The following is a 26763-nucleotide window of genomic DNA, read 5'->3' on the forward strand; positions in this document are numbered from 1 at the left end:
GGAGTAAGGCAATCTCAGCATTGGGGAAAAGACGATGAAATGCTTCGATAAATCTAATCCTCTCATTGCTGCTGCTATTTCCTTGCCAATTATGAACTAGTTCTAGTTGATAATCAATCGGTCAAACCCCATATCCGAAGTTTTGGTCTCCTCTCTCCTAGCGGTGGGTTCAATAATGGATAATGGATAATTGATAATTACTTCTCCCTAAAAGGAAGAGGATTGAATAAAAGGAAAAAATTTATTTTTCCCCTTAAAAGAGGAGGCTTTAAACCTGAATTATTTAATTCTTCGGTAAAAATGGTATTGAAGGCCATGCGACAAACTTAACGAATTTTTGAGACCTTTAGTATTAGTATTAAAATAAAATAGACAAAACTCAAGTAACCTCCATTCAACATGATGAAACTACCTGATATTCCCAAGGCTCCCCATTGGTTACAGAAATTTCAGTATTTTACTGACCCCATCGGCTATCTGGAAAGTAATCGCGAACTCTATGGTGATATTTTTTATACACCAATCTCCGATGATTTCAAGCGGCTATTGTTAGTTAGCCATCCAGAGGCATTAAAACAACTATTTACTGGAGAGGGCAAAGGATTTGAGGGTAAGCCTTTTGTACAACTGCAATTTCTATTAGGAGATCGATCGGTAGTATGTCTGGAAGGTGATGCTCACAGACGAGAACGGAAATTATTAATGCCTTGTTTTCAGGAAAAGAGGATAGGAGCTTATGGACAAATTATCTGCGATCTGACAGAGCAAGTATTTAGTCAGTTAACCCCTGGTACAACTTTTTCTGCCTGTAGTGTTGTCGGGGAAATTACTCTAGATATAAACTTAAATATTGTCTTTGGTCTCAACGAGGGAAAATCTTTTCAGAAACTTAAACAACTGATTACTGATTTATTTAATTCCTTCACCTCTCCGTTAATTTCCAGTGTGATTTTGTTCCCTTCCTTGAGAAAGGATTTGGGTGCTTGGAGTCCCTGGGGATACATTCGTCGCTTAATAGATCAAATTGACGAATTGCTCTACACTGAAATCCGCAATCTCCGTGAACAAGACAATCCAGGCCGTACTGATATATTGGGCTTACTCCTGTCAGCAAAAGATGAAGAAGGTCAAGGCATGAGTGATCGACAATTACGTGATGAGTTACTTACCCTAATTTTTGCTGGATATGACTCAACAAGAAATGCTGTATGTTGGGCTTTATACTGGATTCACCTGCATCCTGAAGTCCGCGAAAAGTTGCTCCATGAATTGGATACCCTGGATGGGTGTCCAGAGGCAATGACTATTTTTAAGCTACCATATCTCACTGCTGCGTGCAATGAAAGTTTGCGGATTTGTCCAGTTGCATTTATTAACGTCACACGGGAAGTAAAAGAGCCAGTAGAACTCATGGGTTATCAATTAGAACCGGGTACAGGGGTGTATGCTTCTATATATTTAACTCATCACCGTGAAGATTTATACCCAGACTCGAGGAAATTTAAACCCGAAAGATTTTTAGAAAGGCAATATACCCCCTATGAGTTTATACCTTTTGGGGGTGGTTCCCGTCGTTGTATTGGGGATAATTTAGCGCTCTTGGAGATGAAGTTGATACTGGCAACCGTCCTCGAGAATTATCAACTCGCTCTAGTTAATAATCAACAGGTCAAAGTCCAGGGACGAAATCAATGGGTCAAATTCGATAGACGAGCTTCTAGTACTTCTCCTAGTGGTGGACTAAAAATGGTATTGAAGAGTAAGCGACAAACTTAATCAGTTTTTGAGACCTCTAATACCAATTTGATAGATAAATGTTTGCTACATTTTCTTGAGCGGGAGAGTAGGGGAGTGGGGAGTAGGGGAGAATTCAATAATTGATAATTGATAATTATCTCTCCCTAAAAGTAAGAGGATTGAATAAAAGGAAAAAATTTATTTTTTCCCCTTTAAAGGGGAGGCTTTAAACCTGAATTATGTAATTATTTAATTAGGGTTTGCGCTCAAAAGTCTTTTGCTAGGGGTAGGAGACAGGAGAAATGGAAATTATAGAGGAGGTAGTCGTAAAAATTGTCCCAAGATTTTTCTGCCATAATCATCCCAAAATACTAGGGCGTGTCATCAATTAAATAGGTTGACACTAAATGTATAGTATGCTTATGAAAAATAACATCCATAGGACTGCTCTAAATGACTAGACGTTATGCCTTGCGCATAGGATCAATGGGAAAGGATTCAAAATTTATTACCAGGGCGTGAAGGAACTGTCGGAAGGAAAGCATTGGACAACCGCCTCTTTGTGGAAGCTGTTTTATACAGATATAGAGCCGGAATTCCGAACCAGAGACTTACCAGAAAGATTCGGGGACTTCCGCGTTGTCCATACCCGTTTTAGTCGTTGGAGGCACTCAGGGGTATGGGAAAGAGTATTTCAAGCTAAGGCTGAAGATGCAGATAATGAGTATGCCCGGAATTGATGCCACTATTGTTCGTGCTCATCAACATAGTGCCGGAGCGAAAGACAGTAGTGCAGAACAGGAAGACATTGGCCTAAGCATTGGGGGATTGAGTACGAAAATACATAGTGTAGTAGATGCCTTGGGTAATCCCACACACTTTTTTTAACTCCAGGTCAGGCTTCTGACGAATGATGGAGCAGATGTTTTATTACCGATAGTAGAAGCGGAAGCAGTTTGGGCTGAATTACGCTTATGATGCTCAAGAGAGGGTAATTGAGCCTTTAACCAACAGAGGAATAGAGGTAGTAATTCCCTCCAAAAAAAACCGCGCGTGAACTCCGTAACTACGATGAGAGTTTGTACAAAGCGCGTCATCTCATCGAAAATTTCTTCGCTAAACTCAAAAAGTACCCTCGCGTTGGCGGAGCCTAGCGGCAGCTATATCGTCACAAGATATGACAAGCATTCAGTAAACTTTCTGGAAGGAATTCCTACAGGTAGCCTCAATCATTTTATTGGCATAGCGATCGCTATCGTTCTAGAGCATACAATACCAATTTTGTCAATCCCTTTAATTGATGACACACCCTAGGTTTATGCAGCTCTTTAGGCCGAAAAGCTTGCACTTTTTTCGACCAAAAAAGGCTGAAACCAATATAAGTCAATACTCTGATATTTAATCAGCAAGCTCTAATTATTAATTATTCGGTAAAAATAAGAATAATTAACAATATGATGAAACTACCTGATAATCCAATATTGTTCAGATAAGATCAAAACTCATAAGGTATAGAACCATTAGATAAACTTTTGAGATTACAGAACTGCCAAAAAAAATCTTTAACTAAACCGTATTGCCTAATAATCCTAATGATGAAACTACCTGATAGTCCCAAAAATCCCCATTTGCTCCAGAAAATCCAGTATTTTACCGACCCCATCAGTTATCTGGAAAGTAATCAAGAACAATATGGCGACATTTTTAACGCTCCCATTCTTGATAATTCCAAGCGACAATTGTTAGTTAGCCATCCAGAGGGATTAAAACAACTATTTACTAAAGATGGCCAAAAATTTTATGCAGAGACTGTTGAATTTTTGCGATTCATTGTAGGGGATGAATCAATATTCTGTTTAGAGGGGAATTCTCACAAACGGGCACGGAAATTATTAATGCCTCTTTTTCATCAAGAAGGAATAAGTGTTTATGGGCAAACTATTTGCAATCGGACAGAGCAAGTATTTAGCCGGTTAACCCCTGGTACAAATTTCTCTGCTTATAGGGTTGCCCAGGAAATTTCCACAGCAATAATGTCAAGTATTATTTTGGGTATTTATGAAGAAAAACGCGTTCAGCAACTCACACAACTGATGATTGAGTTTTGGAATTCTGTGTCATCTCCGTTAATTGCCAGCGTACTTTATTTCCCTTCCTTGAGAAAGGATTTGGGTGCTTGGAGTCCTTGGGGATACTTTCGTCATTTAATGGAGCAAATTGACCAATTCCTCTACACCGAAATTAGAGATCGTCGTGTACAATATGACCCCGCCCGTACTAATATCCTGGACTCACTCATGTCAGCTGAAGATGAAGAAGGTCAACGACTGAACGATCAACAATTACGTGATGAGCTAATCAGCATAATAATTGGACATCCAGGAGTTGTAAGTACTATCTCTTGGGCTTTGTACTGGATTCACCAACATCCTGAAGTCGGAGAAAAATTACTTAAGGAATTGGATACCCTGGATGAGTGTCCAGAAGCAATGACTATTTTTAACCTGCCATATCTCACTGCTGTATGCCAGGAAACCTTGCGGATTTATCCCCCTGCAATTTTGACTGTCCCACGGGTAGTAAAAGAGCCAGTAGAACTAATGGGTTATGAATTAGAACCTGGGACAAAGGTGTGTGCTTGTATCTATTTAACTCATCACCGTGAATATTTATACCCGGAATCAAAAAAATTCCAACCAGAAAGATTTTTAGAAAAGCAATACACCCCCTATGAGTTTTTACCTTTTGGTGGTAGTTCGCGTCGCTGTATTGGAGATACTTTAGCACTCTTTGATATAAAGTTGGTACTAGCAACTATCCTTGACAATTATCAACTAGCTCTCGTGAATAATCAATCGGTAAAACCACATCTCCAAGGTTTTGGCACTCTTGTACCTTCGAGTGGGGTAAAAATGGTATTTAAGGGGAAGCGATAAAGTTAACGAGTTTTTTGAGACCTTAGTTTGATACATAAGACTTTAAAAATATGGAAAATCCTTCAGAATATCGAAATACGACCAACTCTTTGTCAGCAACCAAACGGGCACTAATTGCATTAAAGGAAATGCAGTCTGAATTGCAAGCTCTCAAGTCTGCCCAGACTGAGCCGATCGCTATCATCGGCATGAGTTGTCGCTTACCTGGTGAGGCAGACTCTCCGGAAGCCTTCTGGGATCTACTCCAGAATGGAATAGATGCGATTGCAGAAGTTCCATTAGCACGCTGGAACATTAATGACTACTATGATCCAGACCCAGATACCCCCGGCAAAATGGTTACCCGCAACGGTGGTTTCCTTTCACAAGTCGATCGCTTCGATGCAGCCTTTTTCGGGATATCTCCCCGAGAAGCACAAAGCATAGACCCCCAACAACGCCTCTTACTAGAAGTCAGTTGGGAAGCTCTAGAAAGGTCACACATCGTCCCAGATGATTTGTGTGATAGTTTCAGTGGGGTGTTTATTGGCACTGCCAGTGGCGATTATCTACACGAACTGGCAACCAACGAGATACCACAAGGCTACTGGGGTACAGGGAATTCCCGCAGTGCTGTAGCAGGACGTTTATCCTATCTATTAGGATTGACAGGCCCCAGTCTGGCAGTAGACACAGCCTGCTCTTCATCCTTGGTATCCGTGCATCTGGCTTGTCAGAGTTTGCGAAAACAAGAATGCAATCTCGCTTTGGCTGGTGGCGTGGATCTCATACTCTCTCCTGAGATTAGTATTATCTTCTCTAAAGCAAAAATGTTATCTCCTGATGGTCGCTGCAAGACCTTTGATGCTTCTGCCAATGGTTTCGCCCGTGGGGAAGGATGTGGAATCATTGTCTTGAAACGACTCTCTGATGCACTAGCAAATGGAGATAATATCTTGGCAGTAATTCGTGGAAGTGCTGTCAATCAAAACGGAGCTAGTGGTGGCTTGACCGTACCTAGTGGTCCTTCTCAAGTCGTGGCGATCCGTACAGCATTGAAAAATGGAGGAGTAGACCCAGCAGATGTCAGTTATGTTGAAGCTCACGGCACCGGAACTTCCTTGGGAGACCCCATTGAAGTCGGAGCCATAGGAACAGTATTTGGAAAAACTCACTCTCAAGAGGAACCTTTAATCATCGGTTCGGCTAAGACTAATATTGGTCACTTAGAAGGAGCAGCAGGAATCGCTGGTTTGATCAAGATAGTCCTGCAACTGCAACATCAACAAATCGCCCCATCACTACATTTTAATCAACCTAATCCTTTGATTAATTGGTCTCAATTACCTCTACAAGTCTCGACTCAACTCACCCCTTGGCCAACGAATGGTAAAAGTCGCATCGCTGGAGTGAGTTCCTTTGGGTTTAGTGGTATCAATTCTCATGTCATTTTAGAAGAAGCACCAGTAAAATTCAAAAGTCAAAATTCAAAAGTCAAAATTAAAGATGTTCTAGAACGTCCGGTTCATCTCTTGACGCTCTCAGCTAAAACTGAAAAAGCTCTTACCGATCTAGTCAGCAACTATCAAAATCATCTCAAAAAGTATCCACAATTAAAGTTAGCTGATATTTGCCATACCGCCAATACAGGACGCACTCATTTTCAGCACAGATTAGCAGTCGTTGCTTCCAACCAAGCAGAATTACTCACCAAGCTCCAAAAGTACCAGGAGCAAGAAGAATTAGTCGGAATATACTCGGGCAAACAGGCTGATAACACAACAGTACCAAAAATCGCCTTTTTATTCACAGGACAAGGCTCCCAGTATCTCAACATGGGAAGGCAATTGTACGAGCGAGCGCCAATTTTTCGGGAAGCAATTCACCAATGCGAGCAAATTCTTAGTAGTGTCGAAACGTTCCAAAACCAGTCATTAGGAGAACTTCTTTATCCAACCGAACAAGACGAGTCCAACTTATCTCTACTCGATCAAACAGCCTATACCCAACCAGCTCTATTTGCTATAGAATACGCCCTATTTAAACTCTGGGAATCCTGGGGCATTAAACCCGATGCAGTCATGGGTCATAGTGTAGGTGAATATGTAGCGGCTACTGTAGCTGGAGTATTCAGTTTAGAAGATGGCTTGAAACTTATTGCTGCTCGCGGAAAGTTGATGCAACAGTTGCCCTCTGGTGGAGAAATGGTTTCAGTCATGGCATCAGCATCGAAAATCCAAGAAACATTGAGAGAAATGGCTCTAGAAGAAAAGGTAGCCATAGCAGCTATTAACGGACCGCAAAGTACGGTTATTTCTGGTGAATCAGAAGGGATAAGAGTAATTGTCACTCACCTAGAATCAGAGGGAATCAAAACCAAAGCACTACAGGTATCCCACGCCTTCCATTCCCCCTTAATGGAACCGATGCTGGCGGAGTTTGAAGCCGTTGCCAAACAACTCACCTATAATCAGCCTTACATACCCCTGATTTCCAATCTCAGCGGTCTACAGGTGGACTCACAGATAACCACTGCCGAATATTGGGTCAATCATATCCGACAACCAGTACAATTTGACCGGAGCATGAGAACTCTGCATGAACAAGGATATGAGGTATTTCTGGAAATTGGAGCCAAACCCATCTTGTTAGGGATGGGAAGACAATGTTTACCAGAAGAAATTGGCGTTTGGTTGCCATCGTTACGTCCTGGTAAAATTCCCCTCCCGTCCCCCTTGGAATCCCCCTCCCGTCCCCCTTGGAAAGGGGAAAAGCCAGAGGATACTTCGCTTTTGAAGGATGGGAAGCCAGAGGATACTTCGCTTTTGAGGGGTGAATGGCAGCAGATGCTGTCGAGTTTAGGACAGTTGTATGTACAAGGAGCCAATGTAAATTGGTCGGGATTGGATCGAGATTATACTCGTCAAAAGGTATTATTGCCCAACTATCCCTTTCAACGAGAACGGTATTGGGTGGAGAACAAACAGAAGTTCCAGAAACAACAACGAGTTGATGGGAAAAACGTTTTACATCCCCTGTTAGGTAGAAAACTACACATAGCCGCTTTAAAAAATCAATATTGTTTTGAATCTTTCGTTGCAGGAGAGCAGCCAGCCTACCTTAAGCACCATGAAGTGTTTAGCCAAGTTGTGTTTCCAGGCACAGGATACCTAGAAATAGCGGCTTCAGCAGGAGTGAATTTGTTCAACTCTCAGGATGTACTAATAGAAGATGTGGTCTTCTGTCAGGGGTTAATCATACCAAAATCGGAATTTAAAACCGTCCAAACCGTTCTACAACCCCTGGATAACGACAGCTACAAGTTTGAGATTTTTTCATTGGACAATCAGGAAAATCCCGATACGCCATTATGGGTACTTCATACAGAAGGGAAAATCCGACTTTACTCAAGTCAAACCTCTCAGACAAAAATAGACATAGAACAATATAAAGCTGAGTGTAATCAACCAATAGAAGCGAAAGAACATTATCAAAAAAATCGGCAACTTGGTCTTAATCACGGCATCAGTTTCCAAGGTGTTCAAGAATTGTGGTCTGGTTCAAACCAAGCTTTAGGTCTGATTAAGTTGCCGGAAAGACTGACAGGAGAAACAAAAGACTATCATTTCCATCCCGCATTATTAGATGCAGCCGTGCAAGTCATTTATTCCGCACTATCCAAAACCAATAACAATCTTTATTTACCAGTAGAACTAGAAGAGTTCAAAATGTATGCTCGTCCGGGAATTGATTTATGGGCTTATGCTTCGGCAACAGACCTGTTCGCAGAAAACAAAACTACGATTACGACTGAAGTTACCATAACCAATTTAGCAGGAGAACTAATTGCCACTGTTAAAGGCTTAAAACTCCAACTTGCTACTCAACAAGCACTGAAGGAAGGAGCGGGAGAATTAATTGCGAATTGGTTCTATGAAGTAAAATGGAGAAAACAAAAGATTTCAAATGGTTTGCTGTCTCCTGATTCCTCGCCAACCCCACTAAACGTTGAGCAAAAGCGCTGGTTAATTTTAGCAGACAAACAAGGAATTGCCCAACATCTAGCGACCAAACTGCGATCGCTAGGAGATGTTTGTACTTTAGTCTTTGTCGGAGATAGCGATCGACAAATTTCGCGGGACGAATTTACGGTTAACCCCCAGAACTCAACAGAACTCGAGCAACTCGTCGCAACAGTAGCAGCCCAATCACCCTCTTTATATGGAGTAGTGCAATGTTGGACGGCCGAAGCTGGTTTAGGTGAAAATATCAGCTCTGATGAATTAGGAAACTTATCTAAGCTAGGGTGCGGTACTACCTTATCTCTGGTACAAGCCTTAGCAAAAGCAGAGTTCTATGAGGCACCTCGGTTATGGTTAGTCACTTTGGGTTCTCAACCTGTACCTTCAAGTCATCCTGTAATCCCAGGAGTTGCTCAATCTTCCTTGTGGGCCATGGGGAAAGTGATTATTTTAGAGCACCCAGAACTGAACTGCGCGCGCATAGATTTAGATCCGCGCGAGACAATCCAGAATCAAGTTAATACATTATTTCATGAAATTTCATCAGAAGATCGAGAAGACCAGGTCGCATGGCGAGGAGAGTCCCGTTATGTACCTCGATTGAACGCTAGTCCTCATCGGCAAGCTGATGCAAAATCTTTGAACTTCCGCCAGGATGCTACCTACTTGATTACAGGAGGTTTAGGTGCTTTGGGATTACTGATAGCCCCTTGGATGATGGATAAGGGAGCCAAGCATTTAGTCTTAGTCGGACGGCGATCGCCAGATGAGGCAGTTAGGAAAAAACTCACCGAGTTAGAACTGGCTGGAGCAGAAGTGGTAGTGGAACAAGCAGATGTGTCAGTTCTGGAATCAATGACCAAAGTGCTGCGTAACATCGAGCATTCAAAGCGACCATTAGCAGGAATTATTCATTTGGCAGGCAGCATATCTGATGGCTTCCTTCTGAATCAAAATTGGTCTAATTTTGAGCGAGTGATGGCTCCTAAAGTTCAAGGATCTTGGTATCTACATGAATTAACTCAAAACCAGCCACTAGACTTTTTTGTGCTGTTTTCTTCCGTTGCCTCTCTGTTAGGTACACCTGGCCAGGGAAATTATGCTGCGGCTAATGGGTTTCTTGATGGTTTAGTCCATTATCGTCGCGCTATGGGATTGCCGGCATTAAGCATTCATTGGGGACCCATTTCTCAAGTGGGAATGGCCGCCGAATCAGGTGCAGATGTTAGGGCACAAAAGTATGGTGTGGGTTCGATTACACCGACTCAGGTTTTAGAATATTTAGAACTCCTAATGAGTAGTACTGATGATACAGAAATAGGAGTAGTGCCGATTGAGTGGTTAGCATGGGCAGAAAGAGTAGCTGAATGGTCGTTCTTGGCAGATTGGCAGGAATTAGTTGCTTCAATAGCTGCAACAAAAAGGGAAGATGATAGCATATTACAAGAGCTAAAAGTCGCTTCATCAGAGCAGCGATATGGTATATTGACGGATTATATCGTCAGCAAAATAGCCAATATTTTGGCGATGAGTGCTTCTCAAATAGACGTAGATCAGCCTATTATAGATATGGGACTAGATTCTTTGATGGCAGGTGAATTACGGAATTTGTTAAAAAGACAACTTGGAGAGGATATACCCTTTCAAGAAATATTTGGAGGGGCGAGTACTGCACAAATCGCGGATGTTGTCAACGAGAAAATAACTCAGCAACTTTTGTTAGAAGAAATTACTGATTCTGGGCATTCAGATACTCAAGATGAAGATATGGAGGAAATTATCTTATAAACTTGAATCAAGTTATCACAATTGGGAGTATTAAAAAATATGTCTTTGCTATTGAAAAATACTATGTCTAAGCCATTACCACCGGGTAGCTTTGGATTACCGATCATTGGTGAAACCCTTAGTTTCTTAAACGACCCTGACTTTGTTGAGAAACGGCAAGAAAAATATGGCCTCATCTTCAAAACCCATATCCTAGGTCGTCCCACGGTAGGAATGGTGGGTCCAGAGGCAAATCGTTTCATTCTCTCCAGCCACATGCACCATTTTTCCTGGCGAGATGAAATGCCAGCACACTGGAGAGAACTGTGGGGAGAATCTCTATCCTTCCAAGAAGAGGAAAAGAACAAGCGTAATCGCAGACTGTTAAAACCTGCCTTCCACGGTAAGGCCCTGGAAGGTTACTTGGAAACTATGGAGTGCATCACCCAATCCTACCTGACAAAGTGGGAAGCAATGGGAACCTTCACCTGGTTTGGAGAAATGAAGCAACTCACCTTTGAGATTGCTAGCGTCTTACTTCTAGGCAGTGAGCCAGGAGCAATGAAAACTCGCCTATCCCAGTGGTACAGTGAACTCTCGGCCGGAGATCTTACCATTCCCTTGGGATTACCTTGGACTCCCTACGGTAGGGCACTTCAGGCTCGAGATCGGCTGCTTGCTCACATTGAGGGAGTGGTGCGCGATCGCCAACAACACCCCACCAAAGATGCCTTGAGTATTTTGGTGCAAACCCGAGACGAAGAGGGCAACAGTCTGAGTATGGAGGAAATCAAACCTAATGCTCTACAGATACTATTTGCCGGACACGAAACCACCACCTCCATGCTGACTTCACTGGTTATGTCCCTAGCTCAACATCCAACAGTATGGAAACAAGCCCAAAACGAACAAGACACGCTGGCAACTGAAGGACCATTGAATCTAGAGCAGCTCAGGCGTATGCCTTACTTGGAGCAAGTTTTGAAGGAAGTAGAACGGCTGTATCCTCCGGTTGCAGTGGAATTTCGGGGTGTAATTGAGTCTTTTAAGTTCAATGGCTACCAAGTACCCAAGGGGTGGCAGGTGTTTTTCTCGATCAAGGCTACCCATAAAGATCGCCGCTGCTATTCAGACATCGAGCAATTCGACCCTGATCGCTTTAGCCCTGAAAGAGCCGAACATAAGAAGTACGACTTCAGTTTAGTAGGCTTTGGTGGCGGTCCCCGTAGCTGTTTAGGACAAGCTTTCGCCCAAATGGAAATGAAGATTGTCGTTGCTCATCTGCTGCGAAACTATACCTGGGAACTGCTACCCCATCAAAATCTGACCATGAAGCATATACCAATCCTGCACCCTCGTTCGGGCCTGAAGGTGCAGTTTAGAAAACGCTCGGGGGGTGACAAGCAAGGAAGCTAAAGCTTGGCTCGCTGAAAAAATAGCATCTCTAGGAGGTAATCAAAGCTAATGAAAGAAAGTAAAAGTAACCGATATGTAAACTACAAAGCATTAATGGAAAATGCGTTTCTCCAGATATAGCGTTCCTAGAGTATGAAAAACCTTATCTTTGCCATTGAAAAATACTATGTCTAAGCAATTACCACCTGGTAGCTTTGGATTGCCGATTGTTGGTGAAACCCTTAGTTTCTTAAACGACCCTGCCTTTGCTGATAAACGGCAGGAAAAATATGGGCCGATCTTCAAAACCCATCTCCTAGGTCATCCCACGGTAGTCATGGTCGGTCCAGAGGCAAATCGTTTTATTCTCTCCAGCCACATGCACCATTTTTCCTGGGAAGATAGTGTGCCGGATACAATAAAGGAACTGTTTGGAAGATCTTTATTCTTTCAAGACGGGGAAGAACACCAGCGTAACCGCAGAGTGTTAAAGCCTGCCTTCCACGGTAAGGCGCTGGCAGGTTACTTAGAGACGATGGAGCGCATTACCCAATCTTACCTGACCAAGTGGGAAGCCATGGGAACCTTCACCTGGTTGGGAGAAATGAAGCAACTCACGTTTGAAATTGCCAGCGTTTTACTTCTAGGCAGCGAGCCGGGAGCAATGACAGTTCGCCTATGCCAGTGGTTCAGTGAATTCTCTGCCGGAAGATTTACTATTCCCTGGCGATTCCCCTGGTTCCCCTATGGTAGAGCACTTCAGGCTCGCGATCAGCTACTTGCTCACATTGAAGGAGTGGTGCGCGATCGCCAACAGCAAATCACCCAAGATGTCTTGGGTCTTTTGGTGCAAAGCCGAGATGAAGAGGGCAACTGTCTGAGTATGGAGGAAATCAAAGTTCAAGCTCTACAGATGTTATCTGCCGGACACGAAACCTCCTCCTCCATCCTGACTTCACTGGTTATGTCCCTAGCTCAGAATCCAACAGTATGGAAACAAGCCCAAAACGAACAAGATGCGCTGGCAGTTGAAGGACCATTGAATCTAGAGCAGCTTAGGCGTATGCCGTACTTGGAGCAAGTGTTGAAAGAAGTAGAGCGAATGTATCCTCCAGTCGCAGGAGGGTTTCGGGGTGTAATTGAGTCCTTTGAGTTCAATGGCTACCAAGTACCCAAGGGGTGGCGGGTGTTCTATACGAGCCACACTACCCATAAAGACCCCCGCTGCTATTCAGATATCGAGCAATTCGATCCCGATCGCTTTAGTCCTGAGAGAGCCGAACATAAGAAGTATGACTTCAGTTTAGTTGGCTTTGGTGGCGGTCCCCGCACCTGTTTAGGACAAGCCTTCGCACAAATGGAAATGAAGATTGTTGCTGCTAATATGTTGCGAAACTATACCTGGGAACTGCTACCCGATCAAGACCTGACGATGAAGCTTATACCAATGCTGCATCCTCATTCGGGTCTGAAGGTGCAATTTAGAAAACGCTCGGTAACTGACAAGACAAGAAGCTAAAGACTTTGTCCACCAGGCTTTTCACCTTATTTTCATTCCCGAAGAAGAACTCTTATTGACAGGTTTAAGAAATGTCTGAAGATGAAATGACAAACCTACTCGCTGAAAAAATAACATCTCTAGCAGGAAATCAAAGCTAATGAACAATACTATGTCTAAGCAATTACCACCGGGTAGCTTTGGATTGCCGATTGTTGGTGAAACCCTTAGTTTCTTAAACGACCCTGCCTTTGCTGATAAACGGCAGGAAAAATATGGGCCGATCTTCAAAACCCATCTCCTAGGTCATCCCACGGTAGTCATGGTAGGTCCAGAAGCAAATCGTTTTATTCTCTCCAGCCACATGCATCATTTTTCCTGGGAAGATAGTATGCCGGATACAATAAAGGAACTGTTTGGAAGATCTTTATTATTTCAAGACGGGGAAGAACACCAGCGTAACCGCAGAGTGTTAAAGCCTGCCTTCCACGGTAAGGCGCTGGAAGGTTACTTAGAGACGATGGAGCGCATTACCCAATCTTACCTGACCAAGTGGGAAGCCATGGGAACCTTCACCTGGTTGGGAGAAATGAAGCAACTCACGTTTGAAATTGCCAGCCTTTTACTTCTAGGCAGTGAGCCAGGAGCAAAGACAGTTCGCCTATGCCAGTGGTTCAGTGAAATCCTTGCCGGAAGATTTACCATTCCCTTGCGATTCCGCTGGGCACCCTATGGTAGGGCACTTCAGGCTCGAGATCGGCTACTGGCTCACATTGAAGGAGTGGTTCGCGATCGCCAACAGCACCCTAACCAAGATGCTTTAGGTCTTTTGGTGCAAAGCCGAGACGAAGAGGGCAATAGTCTGAGTATGGAAGAAATCAAAGTTCAGGCTCTGCTGATGCTATTTGCCGGATACGAAACCACCTCCTCCATGCTGACTTCACTAGTTATGTCCCTAGCTCAGAATCCAACAGTATGGAAACAAGCCCAAAACGAACAAGATGTCCTGGCAGTTGAAGGACCATTGAATCTAGAGCAGCTCAGGGGTATGCCTTACTTGGAGCAAGTGTTGAAGGAAGTAGAGCGACTGTATCCTCCGGTCGCAGGAGGGTTCCGGGGTGTAATTGAGTCCTTTGAGTTCAATGGCTACCAAGTACCCAAGGGGTGGCGGGTGTTCTACACGATCGGCACGACCCATAAAGACCCCCGCTGCTATTCAGACATCAAGCAATTCGACCCCGATCGCTTTAGCCCTGAGAGAGCCGAACATAAGAAGTATGACTTCAGTTTAGTCGGCTTTGGTGGTGGTCCTCGCACCTGTTTAGGACAAGCCTTCGCCAAAATGGAAATGAAGATTGTTGTGGCTCATCTGTTGCGAAACTATACCTGGGAACTGCTACCCGATCAAGACCTGACGATGAAGCTTATGCCAACGCTGCATCCTCGTTCGGGTCTGAAGGTGCAATTTAGAAAACGCTCAGGGGGTGACAAGCAAGGAAGTTAAAGCTTGGCTCGCTGAAAAAAATAGCATCTCTAGGAGGTAATCAAAACTAATGAAAGAAAGTAAAAGTAGTCGGTCTGTAAACTATAAAACATTAATGGAAAATGCGTTTCTCCAGATAGAAGCCTTAAAGTCCAAATTACAAACCATTGAAAACCAAGACAAAGAAGCGATCGCGATAGTTGGTATGAGTTGTCGCTTCCCAGGTGGAGTCGATTCTCCGGAAGCCTTCTGGGAACTGCTCAATCATGGAGTCGATGCGATCACACCAGTCCCTTCAGCACGATGGAATATCAAGAAATACTATGACCCAGACCCAGATACTCCAGGCAAAATTGCTACCCGCGATGGGGGGTTTATCTCGCAAATTGAAGGCTTCGATGCCGATTTTTTTGGAATTGCTCCTCGAGAAGCTCAAAGCTTAGACCCTCAACAACGGTTATTGCTGGAAGTCAGTTGGGAAGCTCTCGAAAGATCGCACATCGTTCCCGACCAATTGTTTAAGAGCCTCACGGGAGTCTTTATTGGTATTGGTGGCAGCGATTACTTAAATCAACTGGCTACCTTTGAGATACCTCATGCTTACTGGGGTACGGGTAATGTACCGAGTGCTTCGACCGGACGTTTGTCATACACCTTGGGATTAACCGGACCGAATATGGCAGTTGAAACGGCTTGCTCTTCGTCTTTGGTATCGGTGCATTTGGCTTGTCAGAGTCTGAGACAGGGAGAATGCAATCTGGCTTTAGCTGGAGGTGTAAATTTACTCTTATCTCCCAAATTTAGTATTGTTTTCTCTCAAGCAAAAATGTTATCTCCTGATGGTCGATGTAAGACTTTTGATGCCTCTGCAAACGGTTATGTACGAGGAGAAGGGTGCGGCATAATTGTTTTGAAGCGTCTCAGTGATGCCATGGCTAATGGGGATAATATTCTGGCAGTACTTCGTGGAACTGCTGTTAATCAAGATGGGCCAAGTGGTGGTTTGACAGTACCGAATGGGCCTTCTCAAGTCGCTGTTATCCGTAAAGCATTGGAAAATGGAGGAGTAGATCCAGCAAGTGTTAGTTATGTTGAAGCTCATGGTACAGGAACTTCCTTGGGAGACCCCATTGAAGTGAGAGCTTTAGGAACAGTATTTGGAGAAACTCACTCGCAAAAGCAACCCTTAATTATTGGTACAGCTAAAACCAACATAGGTCACTTAGAGGTAGCGGCAGGAATTGCTGGTTTGATGAAGGTAGTCCTGCAACTGCAACATCAACAAATAGCACCATCACTGCATTTTAAACAGCCGAATCCTTATATTAATTGGTCACAATTACCATTACAAGTCTCCACTCAGCTCACTCCTTGGCAAACCAATGGTAAAACTCGCATTGCGGGAGTGAGTTCCTTTGGCTTTAGTGGTACCAATGCTCATGTTATCTTAGAAGAAGCACCAGTAAAAGTCAAAAGTCAAAAGTCAAAAGTTAAAAGTCAAGATGAGCTAGAACGTTTAGTTCATGTGCTAACTCTTTCAGCGAAAACCGAAACGGCTCTTAGAGATTTAGTCAATAGTTATCAAAATTATCTCAAAACTCATCCCGAATTAGGGGTAGATGATATCTGCTATACAGCCAATACAGGACGTGCTCAGTTCAACCACAGACTAGCAATTGTCACCTCACAACAACAAGAGTTAGTTGAAAAACTCCGACAGTACCAACAGGGAGAAGAGGGAGTTGGAATCTACTCGGGAGAATTTACCGATGATACTACAGTACCGAAAATCGCTTTCTTATTCACAGGTCAAGGTTCTCAATATATCAATATGGGTCGGCAATTGTACGATCGAGCCACCACGTTTCGGGAAGCGATTAACCAATGCGAGGAAATTCTCAGTCGTTTAGACAGGCTCCAGGAAACGTCTTTACGAGAAATTCTCTATCCAGCGGACGGTTCATCAAATTCATCCCGACTAGACCAAACTGCTTATACGCAACCAGTGTTATTTGCTATAGAATATGCTTTATTTAAACTCTGGCAGTCCTGGGGGATTAAACCCGATGTGCTGATGGGTCATAGTGTGGGGGAATATGTGGCCGCAACGGTAGCTGGAGTATGGAGCTTAGAAGAGGGTTTGCAACTGATTGCCGCTCGGGGTAATTTGATGCAAAAATTACCAGCGGGTGGAGCAATGGTTTCTGCGATCGCTTCTGAGTCGAAGGTACGAGAGACGTTACAGGAGATGGCCCTGGAGGAAGCAGTAGCAATTGCAGCAATCAATGGGCCGGAAAGTACGGTAATATCCGGTGAAGTCGAAGCCGTAGGAGTGATCGCTACTCGCCTGGAATCTATTGGCATTAAAACCAAACAACTCCAAGTATCCCATGCTTTCCATTCCCCACTAATGGAACCCATGTTGGCAGAGTTTGAAGCCGTAGCCAGTCAAATTACCTACCATCAGCCCAAAATTCCCATCATCTCTAATGTTACCGGAGTCCAAGCAGACCAGAGCATTGCTACAGCAAAATATTGGGTTCGTCACGTGCGCCAACCGGTCAGGTTTGCTCGAGGAATGAAAGAATTACACCAACAAGGCTATGACACTTTCCTGGAAATTGGACCTAAACCAATTTTAGTCGGTATGGGGCGTCAATGCTTGCCAGAAGAGATCGGTTTGTGGTTGCCATCGTTGCGCCCCGGTAAAATCCCCTCCCGTCCCCCTTGGAATCCCCCTCCCGTCCCCCTTGGAAAGGGGGAAAGCCAGAGGATGCTGCGCTTTTGAGGGGTGAATGGCAACAAATGCTCTCTAGTTTGGGACAGTTATATGTACGGGGATATGGAGTAGATTGGTCGGGATTTGACCGAGATTATACTCGGAAGAAAGTCTCCTTACCTACCTATCCCTTCCAACGAGAACGGTATTGGGTAGAAACGTCTGAAGATTGGGATGCAAAAGCTATCTCGACAGTAAAACTTCATCCCCTGATTAATCAAAAATTCCAATCTCCCTTATCGCAGGAAATCTTTTTCGAGTCTGATTTTAGTAGCGAAAACTATCCATTTTTACCAGACCATCGTATCTATGAAAAAGTAATTGTTCCGGGTGCCAGCCATATTTCCTTTTTGTTAGGAGCTGCCTCTTTAACATTGCCCGGAACAGTATGTCAACTGGAGAATATTCTCTTTCCCCAAGCTCTCGCAATTCCGGAGCAAGGAATGCGCAAGGTTCAAGTTGCTTTGACTCCAAGTGATAGCTCTTATACCTTTCAATTCATTAGCTTTGACGACTCTTTAGACTCGCCAACGAATGGGGGAGCAAACCACGGTCTAGCCTCCGGTTCTTGGGCGGTTCATGCGACTGGGAAATTGTCGGCAGCAAAGATTGAGCGATTGCAATTATCCCTGGAAGAGATTCAAGCTCGTTGTCCTCAAAACATCGAAGGAACGGAGATTTACCAGCATCTTGGGGAGAGACAAGTTCAATTAGGACCGAGTTTCCGTTGGCTCGAACAGCTATGGATCGGAGAAGACGAAGTTCTCGCGCAACTGAAAGTCCCCCAGACTATTCAGGATGCAGATAAATATCAACTCCATCCCGCTTTAATTGACTCGTGTTTTTATTCGGTTGTCGCACTGGTTTTAAATCAGTCCGACGACAAGAATGAGACTTTGGTACCATTTAGTGTAGAAAAATTTACATTCTACAATCTTCCTCAACCTGGATTGCTGTGGTGCTATACTCGTCGCTCGAAAGACACGCAATCGGAAGATCAACTCAAAGCCGATATAGAACTATTTGACCAACATAGGCAGCTCGTGGCTCGAGTGACTGGTTTTGAAACTAGGAAAGCTAATCCAAAAATCTTGCTGATGACTCTGCGTGCGGATTTAAGTCATTGGTTTTATCAAATCAACTGGCAAGCTCAACCCTTAGCTCCAACAAACTCATCTGAGCAAAATAAAACAGGTAATTGGTTGGTATTTTGCTCCCATAGTGAATTGGCAGAACTGATGGGCAATGAATTACGCAAAAAGGGAGATAACTGTATTTGGGTATCTCCAGGTTCGGAGTACAAAAAATTAGAGGCACAACATTATCACATCAACCCTACTGTTGCCGAACAATTCCCCCAACTGCTGCAAGAAAATAGTGAAATTAAGGGGATTGTGCATTTCTGGGGGGTTAATGAAAGCATCGAATCTGTGGATGAGTTAGAAACTGCCCAAGAACTCGGTTGTGCTGCCCTACTACATTTAGTGCAAGGTTTACTGCAAGCGGGATTAACTGTGCCGATATGGTTAGTTACTCAAGGCACTCAGAGTGTCTTAGCGGATACCGAAGTGGTGCAACCTCAACAAGGTTCTCTCTGGGGACTGGGACGAGTCCTTCGCCTGGAACATCCGGAATTCAGGTGTTACCAAGTCGATTTAGACCCAGAATTCCCTGTTAATGAAGCTATTCCTAGCTTAGTCGATGAAATGTTGTTGGGCGATCGCGAAGACCAAATTGCCATTCGTCAAGAAGTCCGTTATGTGGCCCGGTTAGTGCGACAACAACAGAAACTCGGCTCACAACAACCATCGGAGTTAATACAACCCGAAGCCAGTTATTTGATTACTGGAGGACTAGGAGCATTAGGCTTGGAAGTTGCCCAATGGATGGTTAAAGAGGGAGCCAAGCACATTGTCTTAACTGGACGTAGTGATCCTAATGAAACAGCACAACAAATCATACAGGAGTTAGAAACAGCCGGAGCTTCAGTCAGTGTTTTGTTAGGAGATATCTCGATCGCAGAAGATGTGGATCGGGTTTTCCAGCAGCTTGAGGCATCATTGCCTCCACTCAAAGGCATCATTCATGCTGCGGGAGTGTTAGATGATGGAGTGCTACAAAACCTAAGCTGGCAGCAGTTTAAAAAAGTGATAGCCCCCAAGGTACAAGGAACTTGGCATTTGCATCAACTGACCAAGGATTTACCCCTAGATTTCTTTGTCTGTTTCTCCTCAATGACTTCGATGCTCGGCAACCTGGGTCAAGGAAACTATGCTGCTGCCAATGGCTTTATGGATGCGATCATTCGCTACCGTCGCGGCATGGGATTACCGGGATTGAGTATCAATTGGGGAGTCTGGGCAACATCAGGTATGGCAGCTCGTCTCAATAGTCTCAATCAAAAGCGGCTAGAGAGTAGTGGAATTAGTGCTATTAAGCCAGAACAGGGAATGCAGGCATTGGAATCGTTGCTATCTGACGCTCCCAGCCAAGTTGGGGTATTTCCCGTGAATTGGTTAACGTTTTTAAGGGAGCTACCCGGCGGGCAAACAATGCCATTTTTGTCGGCTTTCCTTGCAACTGAGCCGTCGTTAACCCAAAAGTCAGCATTTAGAGAACAACTCGAAGCAACACCAGTTTCCGAACGTCAGGAGTTCTTAAACACTCACGTTCGCTCGGCAATCGCTAAAACTTTAGGTTTGCAAGATATACAAAAAATTGGAATGCGGCAACCTTTGTTTGATTTTGGCTTAGATTCTCTGATGGCGGTGCAATTGACCAATAGCCTAGAGTCCAGTTTACAGACTAAATTAGGTTCAACCCTGTTGTTTGATTATCCAACTGTGGAAAAATTATTAAGTTATATTTCCTCGGAGGTATTATCTGTAGAGTTAGCAGGTACAATAAATGAGCCAAAAATTATGGAAAGAAAAACATATAACTTCCGAGAAGAAATAGAACAATTATCAGAAGCAGAAGCTCAAAATCTTCTACTTCTTGAATTAGATAAAATGAATATATAGTTGTAATTAATGCTAATTCTTTGAGTCTATATCAAACACGACAAAATTGGGTTCAGACAAAAACTGTATCCTCATCCTTCTTCATTGATAGTGCAAACCAATTCAAAGGACATGATCTATCTTCTACAACAGCTCTTAGAAACCAGTTCTCAGTTCTACCCCGATCGAGAAGCTGTAATTTATAAAGACCGCAGCATTACTTATCGAGAACTAGACCAGCTCTCTAATAGTTTAGCTAGAGTTTTAAATGACTGTGGAATATCAAAAGGCGATCGCGTCGGTATCTACCTGAACAAATCCATTGAAGCAGTAATTGCCATTTTTGGCATCTTGAAAGCTGGAGCTGCCTATGTTCCTCTCGATCCCTTAGCTCCGATTAAGCGAGTAGCCTTGATTATTGACAATTGCCAGATTAAGGGTTTAGTGACTACTCAAAAAAAGGCAGTAAGTCTTAAGTTGCCAGACTCTTCTTCTGTCCAATGTCTAGTACTTGTTGATGATGAGGTAGTTCAAGAGATAGAAAACGCACCAACTGTTAGGGTTGTATCTTGGCTGGATGTACTGAAAACAGCAACCAATTTATTACCGACCGCTACTGGGATGATTGAAGAGGATTTAGCCTATATTCTCTACACATCCGGTTCTACTGGTACACCTAAAGGAGTAATGATTAGCCATCGTGCCTCTCTAACCTTTGTCAACTGGTCTTATGAATGTTTTCAGGTACAGGCTAGAGATCGCGTTTCTAACCACGCGCCACTTCATTTCGATCTGTCTATATTTGATATCTTCACGACTATAAAAGCAGGAGCAACGGTCATTTTGGTTCCCCCAGAACTCTCTGTATTTCCTAGGAACCTAGCCAAGTTTATTGAACAACAACAGATTACTATCTGGTATTCCGTTCCTTTTGTGTTGAGACAGCTTGTTGTCTACGGTAACTTGCAGCAAACTCAATTGCCTCATCTGCACACAGTTTTATTTGCAGGGGAAGTGTTCCCCATTAAGTACCTTCGTCAGTTAATGGAATTGATACCACAGGCAAAGTACTATAACCTCTACGGTCCTACGGAAACGAATGTCTGTACTTATTATCCGGTTCAGGAAATACCAGGGGAACTCGTACAGTCCCTTCCTCTGGGTAAAGCTTGTGCCAACACTGAGATATTTGCTGTTAACGAGAACCAAGAAATAACTCAACCAGGGGAGATTGGAGAACTTTATGTGCGTGGATCTTCTCTAATGAAGGGCTATTGGGGAATGCCAGAAAAAACGCGAGGGAGTCTTATTCTGTTCCCCATACCGGGTTACAACCGGGAGGAAAGGGTTTTTGGAACTGGCGATTTAGTGAAACGTGATTTTGATGGCAATTATATCTATTTAGGGCGTTACGACAACCAAATCAAGAGTCGAGGATACCGGATTGAACTTGAGGAAATCGAAACAACACTCTACACTCATTCTGCGATAGAAGAGGCAGCAGTCATTGCCATCCCTGACGAAGAAATCGGCAACAGGATTAAGGCGATAGTCGCTGTCCATGAGGGAAATACCCTTACCAAGAGCGATTTGGAATACTTTTGTGCGGAGCGCCTGCCCAAGTATATGATTCCTGAATTTATCGAGTTTCGTTCTGAGCTGCCCAAAACGACTACAGGTAAGATTGAGAAAATCTCACTGTGTTCTGAAGTGAAATAGGTCTATTTATGATTGAAACAAGAAAACTAAGTGCAACTGAGCAAGTAGTGGAAATACTAAATCGCTTAACTAGCTCATCAAATTCATTAGTTATCGGGCGCATTTTAGGCCCCCTGAGTGAAGAGATTGTTAGACAGGCCCTCGCACTTGTCCAAACTCATCATTCTCGGCTTAATTCTCGGATCGTCGGAGACCTGGATAATCTCCGTTTTGAAACGGGGGCTAAAAAGATTCCTTTGCGGGTTGTGGATATGCAGCACCCTAGAAAATGGCAAGAAACTGTTCTGGAAGAACTAAACACCAAAATTGAGAGTAGTGAAGTGCTGTTGCGAGCTGTACTTGTGCAAGGACGGGAGCAAAGTGAAAACAGTGCTAGTTACCTGATTGTCACAATAAACCATGCCATCACAGATGGCAGATCGATAATTCAATTATATTCAGAAATCTTGACCTGCTGCTCGAAAATTGCCTCTGGTGAACCAGTTGCACCAGTACCCAGCTTACCAGCGCTACCCCCTATAGATGAGTTATTACCTCCATCAACAAAAGGTTTCAGGGGTAATATCAACAAGCTATCATTTGTGCTGCGACTTCTGTTCAAAGCCATGTGGTATCGACCAAAAAGCTTGAGTTTTGAGAAGACTGTACCTCTTGAATTACGCCGTACTGGCAATGTTTATAGACAGTTAGATACTCAGGTGACTCAACAGCTGATTACACGTTGCTTTCAAGAAAGGACAACAGTACAATGTGCCTTATGTGCAGCAATGATATTCGCCACAGCCCGAAAAATCAGAGCAGAGCAAAAAACTTGTGTGTGCTGCATGAATGCTGTCGATCTGCGTAGGCGCTTGAAAGCAATGATCGGCAATGAACACATGGCAGCACTGGCTTGCAGCATAGCATCATATCACACTCTCGGCACAAATACTTCCTTCTGGGAATTAGCACGGGAGGTGACACAAGAGGTGGAAGTTGCCTTAAGACGGGGCGATATCTTCAATATAGTGTTGATGTATAGGAAGATGATCGATTTGACTCTCACGCGCCCCGATCTAGCCCCTTATACAGTGGGTATGTCCTATGTGGGTCGAGTCAATATTCCGAGGGTTTACGGTCAATTTAAACTGTCAGAAATCAGTACGACTGCGGGACAGGCCACATTTGGGGGTTTTTTACTCGGTATTGTTACAACTTTTGAGGAAAAAATGTTTTTTAATTTCTCCTTTTCTCAGCCTGCAATCAGTCAGAAGACGGCGGAGACTTTGGTTGATAGTTTCTTGTCCTGTCTGGTTGATGTAGCCACAAACTTAAAGGACTTGCCCATTAATAACTTCGTCGGTTCTATAGCGCTTCCAAATGATTTGTAAACCCAGATTGTAGTTTTTTTCTAAAAAAAATACAATCTCTTTCCCCTGTTACCTTTTCCTAAATAACTCTGTTTATATTTGAAATAGAAACGCTATATAGCCATAAGATTTTAGTTGTGAGATATTGAATATTTTTGTTATAGGGAATAGGGGATAAATGAATAAATAAGAATAATAAAAGCTATAAAATATAGCTTTAAAGGAATACATTAATTATCAGTATCCACTCAATATGATGGGGTAGGGAATGATTATAACTGCCAAGGCCAATCAAATGGATTGATAAAATAGGGAGCGATCGTATCGGCTCAATCAATCAGGGTAGCCAAAAAAGAATAAAGGATAAAGAATAACAACAGACGAACACAGAAGGTTATAAAATATGAAACATGAGACAAAATAATGACAACCAAAAATTAGTAGAGCAGGTTCTGCAAACGATAGACCCTACTGAAATTGCAGACAAGTCCTTGTCTCAAAAAGTAGAAAGCCTACTGAACCTGATAGAAAAATTACACGTACAACTCAAAGACCTGCAACAAGAAAACCAACGCTTAAGAGACGAAAACAACCGCCTCAAAGGAGAACAGGGTAAGCCAAATATCAAAGCTAAAAAACCAAGAGGGTTCTCAAACAATTACTCATCAGAAAAAGAACGAAAGCTACCTCAAAACCATTCTAAGGGTAGTAAAAAATCTAAGGTCAAAATAGATAGAGAAGAAATATTAGAGTATCCGATAGAATTACTGCCCATGGATGCACAGTTTAAAGGTTACGAAGAAGTAATTATTCAAGACATCACCTTGGGAACTGATAACGTATTATTCCTGAAAGAGAAATACTACTCGCCTCAAAAGCGAAAAACCCCCAAGGCAGAATTACCAACAGGTTACGAAGGAGATTGGACTTTGGACAAAAAGAAAACAGTTAGCGTAATATTTACGCTAACTATATTAGAGAAATATTTCTCTGTCTCCAGTGAATTTAATCACTGAAAAATGGCAATAATTAAGAGTTGTCGCCCACTACTAAGAAACTTTTCGTTGTTTTTTGGATTTTTTTTTGCCTTTGATGATAACTTGATGACGAGTTCGTGGTGTTGTTTTATATCCTTTAATCCGTCCGGTAGAATAACCTCGACGTTTAGGAGATGTCGTCATTGTACCCAAAGTCGAAATTATTCGATAAAAATCTCTTTGAACTAAACTGGGAGTGATTTTAACTGATTTATTAGTCTTCAAATAATGTTCCCAAGGACGGGGTAAAACAATGGCTAAATTCCTAGCAGCCCATAAATTAACATAAGCAATTAATGTTAATTTGAACCAATTTTCTTCATGTTCAACATCAGGGGTTGAATAAGCTGTCATTAATAATCTTTGTTTACCAAATCGGAACAGATGTTCTATGTCATAACGTTGCCGATAAGATTCATAGCAATCAATCAAACTTAACTCTTGACGTCGAGAACCAATAACAATTAACCACATCGGTTTCCCAATCTGATTACCTACTTCATCAGTAATATTAATTTGTAGTAAAGTAAAAGGATAACGATTCATTTTATAGTTCTGAGTTCCTTTCATTAACATCTGGTTCCAACCCGAAATTGTTACTGTCAATTGACGACCTTTTCTAGTAGTAAAAATGGATTGACTAACCTCCGTAGGTTCATGCCAAGTATTCTCATCTTTCAGGTCAAATTTATCTCCATACCAACGGGGATGTCCTGAAGTAATTGCTTGGTGTTCTTTCCTGATAAATTGACGGTAAAAGACTCGATTGCTTCTCACTCGTGTCACGGTAATTAAGTTTTTATGCTTGACTTGTTCTCCAATAAAATTTCTTTGGCTGTAGAAACTGTCAGCAACTAAAACTGATAACTTCTCTCCAGAGAAAGAAGCAGTTTTAAAGATTTTTTCCAGTTGTTTATTACCAATGTTAGTAGCCTTTTCTGACGAGGGAACCCTTTCTCCTAATAAGGGAACAGCCCAAGGTACATTACCTGTTGCTATTCTCTCTGGTAAAGCGCATATAACTGAATAATAATGGCCAATACTAATGGGTTTATTTCCTTTAATTGGATTGGGATAATTGATAAAAGTTTTGTCGGCCAATGTAGCTGAAAAAGGACGTGGACAAGGAGTTGTATCAATTCCAAATAAATGAAAATGTCGGGAAACTGGAGTAGGAATTGTTTGAGACGCAGCCTCTAATAAGTAATTAACTTGTTGTGAGTAATTATCATCATTTTTATCAGGTAAAAATTCTTGAATTCCTTTATATAAACTGTTATAATTTCGTCGAAATAAAGGATGTTCAGACAATTCTACTACCGAACTTGCGATGGAGTTTGATGAAAGGGCATCTACTAATTCTATAATAGTTTCAATTCTTGCATTAACTCCATGATAAAGGTTTTGCCTCCAGGATAAGAACTCCTTGATTGATTGACTGTTTTCTTGATTTTCCATGGTTGTGAATAATACACCTCTGAATGTTAGTGTATATTTTACGCCAACATAAATCCTTTCTTAACTATTCAGTCTCATGTCTACACCGAAATCCAAGCAAACCACTCAACCTGCAGCCATTAGAGGGAAACAAATTCAGGGTTTAATCCGTCAGATGAAGCAGAAAATTAAGAAAATTGAACGAGAAGGAGAGGTGATTCCTCGTGAAGTTCATATCATCCGTTATCAAGTCAATAGAAATCAGAAACTTTACTATTATTATAAATTACAATCTGCTTCACCGATTTTTCCTATGGCTACTGATAGTCAGAAAAAACTAAATATAAATATTTAGGCAAAGCGGGTAGTGAAGCTCATATTGATGCAGTTGAAAAAATGAGTCGAAGGAATCTTATTGATGAGTTGGAGAGAGTTGTTCATTCCCTTCAAGAAAGTTATTTAGATATTTGTTTTGGTGGAGAAATTGAACCAGACCCATCCTATGATCTTCGGGATGATAAATAATGTCAAAAACAAAGATAATTCCAGTATGAATTCGGTCTTTAAACCTTAATTTTGGTAGTTAGTGTAACTATTACGCTAACTACTTTTTTGTCCAAAGT

14 protein-coding genes and 1 pseudogene are annotated in these 26763 nt (G+C 42.6%); 14 read left to right on the forward strand and 1 reads right to left on the reverse strand.

Translation table 11 applies throughout. The annotated features are described in order from the left end of the window. Positions 1 to 399 precede the first annotated feature (399 nt). The 12 genes and pseudogenes from SAGCYANO_RS01655 to SAGCYANO_RS01705 all read left to right on the forward strand — a co-directional run bounded on the left by SAGCYANO_RS01655 (position 400) and on the right by SAGCYANO_RS01705 (position 24682). Complete coding sequence (locus SAGCYANO_RS01655) at positions 400 to 1776, forward strand: cytochrome P450 (RefSeq protein WP_202218502.1); 1377 nt, start codon at positions 400 to 402, stop codon at positions 1774 to 1776. A 414-nt stretch (positions 1777 to 2190) separates the two neighbouring features. Continuing rightward, a pseudogene (locus tag SAGCYANO_RS01660) lies at positions 2191 to 2949 on the forward strand (IS5 family transposase); the annotation flags it as partial. A gap of 380 nt (positions 2950 to 3329) precedes the next feature. Further along, positions 3330 to 4673, forward strand: coding sequence for a cytochrome P450 (locus SAGCYANO_RS01665; protein ID WP_202218503.1), 1344 nt, complete (start codon positions 3330 to 3332; stop codon positions 4671 to 4673). Between the two features lie 50 nt (positions 4674 to 4723). Next, a complete protein-coding gene (locus SAGCYANO_RS01670) occupies positions 4724 to 10462 on the forward strand; it encodes a type I polyketide synthase (RefSeq protein ID WP_202218504.1) in 5739 nt (1912 codons plus the stop codon). 21 nt (positions 10463 to 10483) lie between these two features. Continuing rightward, on the forward strand, positions 10484 to 11857 hold the full coding sequence (locus SAGCYANO_RS01675; protein ID WP_307785796.1) for a cytochrome P450: 1374 nt from the start codon (positions 10484 to 10486) through the stop codon (positions 11855 to 11857). A 166-nt stretch (positions 11858 to 12023) separates the two neighbouring features. Continuing rightward, positions 12024 to 13355, forward strand: coding sequence for a cytochrome P450 (locus SAGCYANO_RS01680; protein WP_202218505.1), 1332 nt, complete (start codon positions 12024 to 12026; stop codon positions 13353 to 13355). Between the two features lie 151 nt (positions 13356 to 13506). Beyond that, the gene (locus tag SAGCYANO_RS01685) at positions 13507 to 14838 is read left to right on the forward strand and encodes a cytochrome P450 (protein WP_237395553.1); all 1332 of its coding nucleotides are present in this window, start codon (positions 13507 to 13509) and stop codon (positions 14836 to 14838) included. Positions 14839 to 14887: 49 nt separating this feature from the next. Next, entirely contained in the window at positions 14888 to 17605 is a 2718-nt protein-coding gene (locus tag SAGCYANO_RS43815) for a type I polyketide synthase (RefSeq protein WP_237395555.1), read from the forward strand. A 17-nt stretch (positions 17606 to 17622) separates the two neighbouring features. Beyond that, positions 17623 to 20619, forward strand: a complete 2997-nt coding sequence (locus SAGCYANO_RS43820; RefSeq protein ID WP_237395557.1) for a type I polyketide synthase — start codon at positions 17623 to 17625, stop codon at positions 20617 to 20619. Between the two features lie 111 nt (positions 20620 to 20730). Then, positions 20731 to 22317 (forward strand): amino acid adenylation domain-containing protein, encoded by a 1587-nt coding sequence (locus SAGCYANO_RS01695; RefSeq protein ID WP_202218507.1) that lies wholly within the window; start codon positions 20731 to 20733, stop codon positions 22315 to 22317. 251 nt (positions 22318 to 22568) lie between these two features. Next, on the forward strand, positions 22569 to 23687 hold the full coding sequence (locus SAGCYANO_RS01700; protein ID WP_202218508.1) for a hypothetical protein: 1119 nt from the start codon (positions 22569 to 22571) through the stop codon (positions 23685 to 23687). Positions 23688 to 24076: 389 nt separating this feature from the next. Beyond that, entirely contained in the window at positions 24077 to 24682 is a 606-nt protein-coding gene (locus SAGCYANO_RS01705; RefSeq protein ID WP_202218509.1) for a hypothetical protein, read from the forward strand. A gap of 33 nt (positions 24683 to 24715) precedes the next feature. Here SAGCYANO_RS01705 and SAGCYANO_RS01710 read toward each other — a convergent pair whose 3' ends face one another. Further along, on the reverse strand, positions 24716 to 26161 hold the full coding sequence (locus SAGCYANO_RS01710) for an NF041680 family putative transposase (protein WP_202218496.1): 1446 nt from the start codon (positions 26159 to 26161) through the stop codon (positions 24716 to 24718). Between the two features lie 76 nt (positions 26162 to 26237). Between SAGCYANO_RS01710 and SAGCYANO_RS01715 the strand changes: the two genes are divergently transcribed. Together SAGCYANO_RS01715 and SAGCYANO_RS47245 are read left to right on the forward strand one after the other, a co-directional pair. Next, a complete protein-coding gene (locus SAGCYANO_RS01715) occupies positions 26238 to 26495 on the forward strand; it encodes a hypothetical protein (protein WP_202218497.1) in 258 nt (85 codons plus the stop codon). A gap of 41 nt (positions 26496 to 26536) precedes the next feature. After that, positions 26537 to 26665 (forward strand): hypothetical protein, encoded by a 129-nt coding sequence (locus SAGCYANO_RS47245; RefSeq protein ID WP_255502437.1) that lies wholly within the window; start codon positions 26537 to 26539, stop codon positions 26663 to 26665. Positions 26666 to 26763: the final 98 nt, after the last annotated feature.

This window comes from Okeania sp. KiyG1 (genome assembly GCF_014132355.1).
Classification (GTDB): Bacteria; Cyanobacteriota; Cyanobacteriia; order Cyanobacteriales; family Microcoleaceae; genus Okeania.

Excerpts from the sequence above, each read along its gene's own strand:
- SAGCYANO_RS01655 (WP_202218502.1), top strand. The coding sequence starts at position 400 with ATGATGAAACTACCTGATATTCCCAAGGCTCCCCATTGGTTACAGAAA.
- SAGCYANO_RS01665 (WP_202218503.1), top strand. The coding sequence starts at position 3,330 with ATGATGAAACTACCTGATAGTCCCAAAAATCCCCATTTGCTCCAGAAA.
- SAGCYANO_RS01670 (WP_202218504.1), top strand. The coding sequence starts at position 4,724 with ATGGAAAATCCTTCAGAATATCGAAATACGACCAACTCTTTGTCAGCA.
- SAGCYANO_RS01680 (WP_202218505.1), top strand. The coding sequence starts at position 12,024 with ATGTCTAAGCAATTACCACCTGGTAGCTTTGGATTGCCGATTGTTGGT.
- SAGCYANO_RS01685 (WP_237395553.1), top strand. The coding sequence starts at position 13,507 with ATGTCTAAGCAATTACCACCGGGTAGCTTTGGATTGCCGATTGTTGGT.
- SAGCYANO_RS43815 (WP_237395555.1), top strand. The coding sequence starts at position 14,888 with ATGAAAGAAAGTAAAAGTAGTCGGTCTGTAAACTATAAAACATTAATG.
- SAGCYANO_RS43820 (WP_237395557.1), top strand. The coding sequence starts at position 17,623 with ATGCTCTCTAGTTTGGGACAGTTATATGTACGGGGATATGGAGTAGAT.
- SAGCYANO_RS01695 (WP_202218507.1), top strand. The coding sequence starts at position 20,731 with ATGATCTATCTTCTACAACAGCTCTTAGAAACCAGTTCTCAGTTCTAC.
- SAGCYANO_RS01700 (WP_202218508.1), top strand. The coding sequence starts at position 22,569 with ATGCAGCACCCTAGAAAATGGCAAGAAACTGTTCTGGAAGAACTAAAC.
- SAGCYANO_RS01705 (WP_202218509.1), top strand. The coding sequence starts at position 24,077 with ATGAGACAAAATAATGACAACCAAAAATTAGTAGAGCAGGTTCTGCAA.
- SAGCYANO_RS01710 (WP_202218496.1), bottom strand. The coding sequence starts at position 26,161 with ATGGAAAATCAAGAAAACAGTCAATCAATCAAGGAGTTCTTATCCTGG.
- SAGCYANO_RS01715 (WP_202218497.1), top strand. The coding sequence starts at position 26,238 with ATGTCTACACCGAAATCCAAGCAAACCACTCAACCTGCAGCCATTAGA.
- SAGCYANO_RS47245 (WP_255502437.1), top strand. The coding sequence starts at position 26,537 with ATGAGTCGAAGGAATCTTATTGATGAGTTGGAGAGAGTTGTTCATTCC.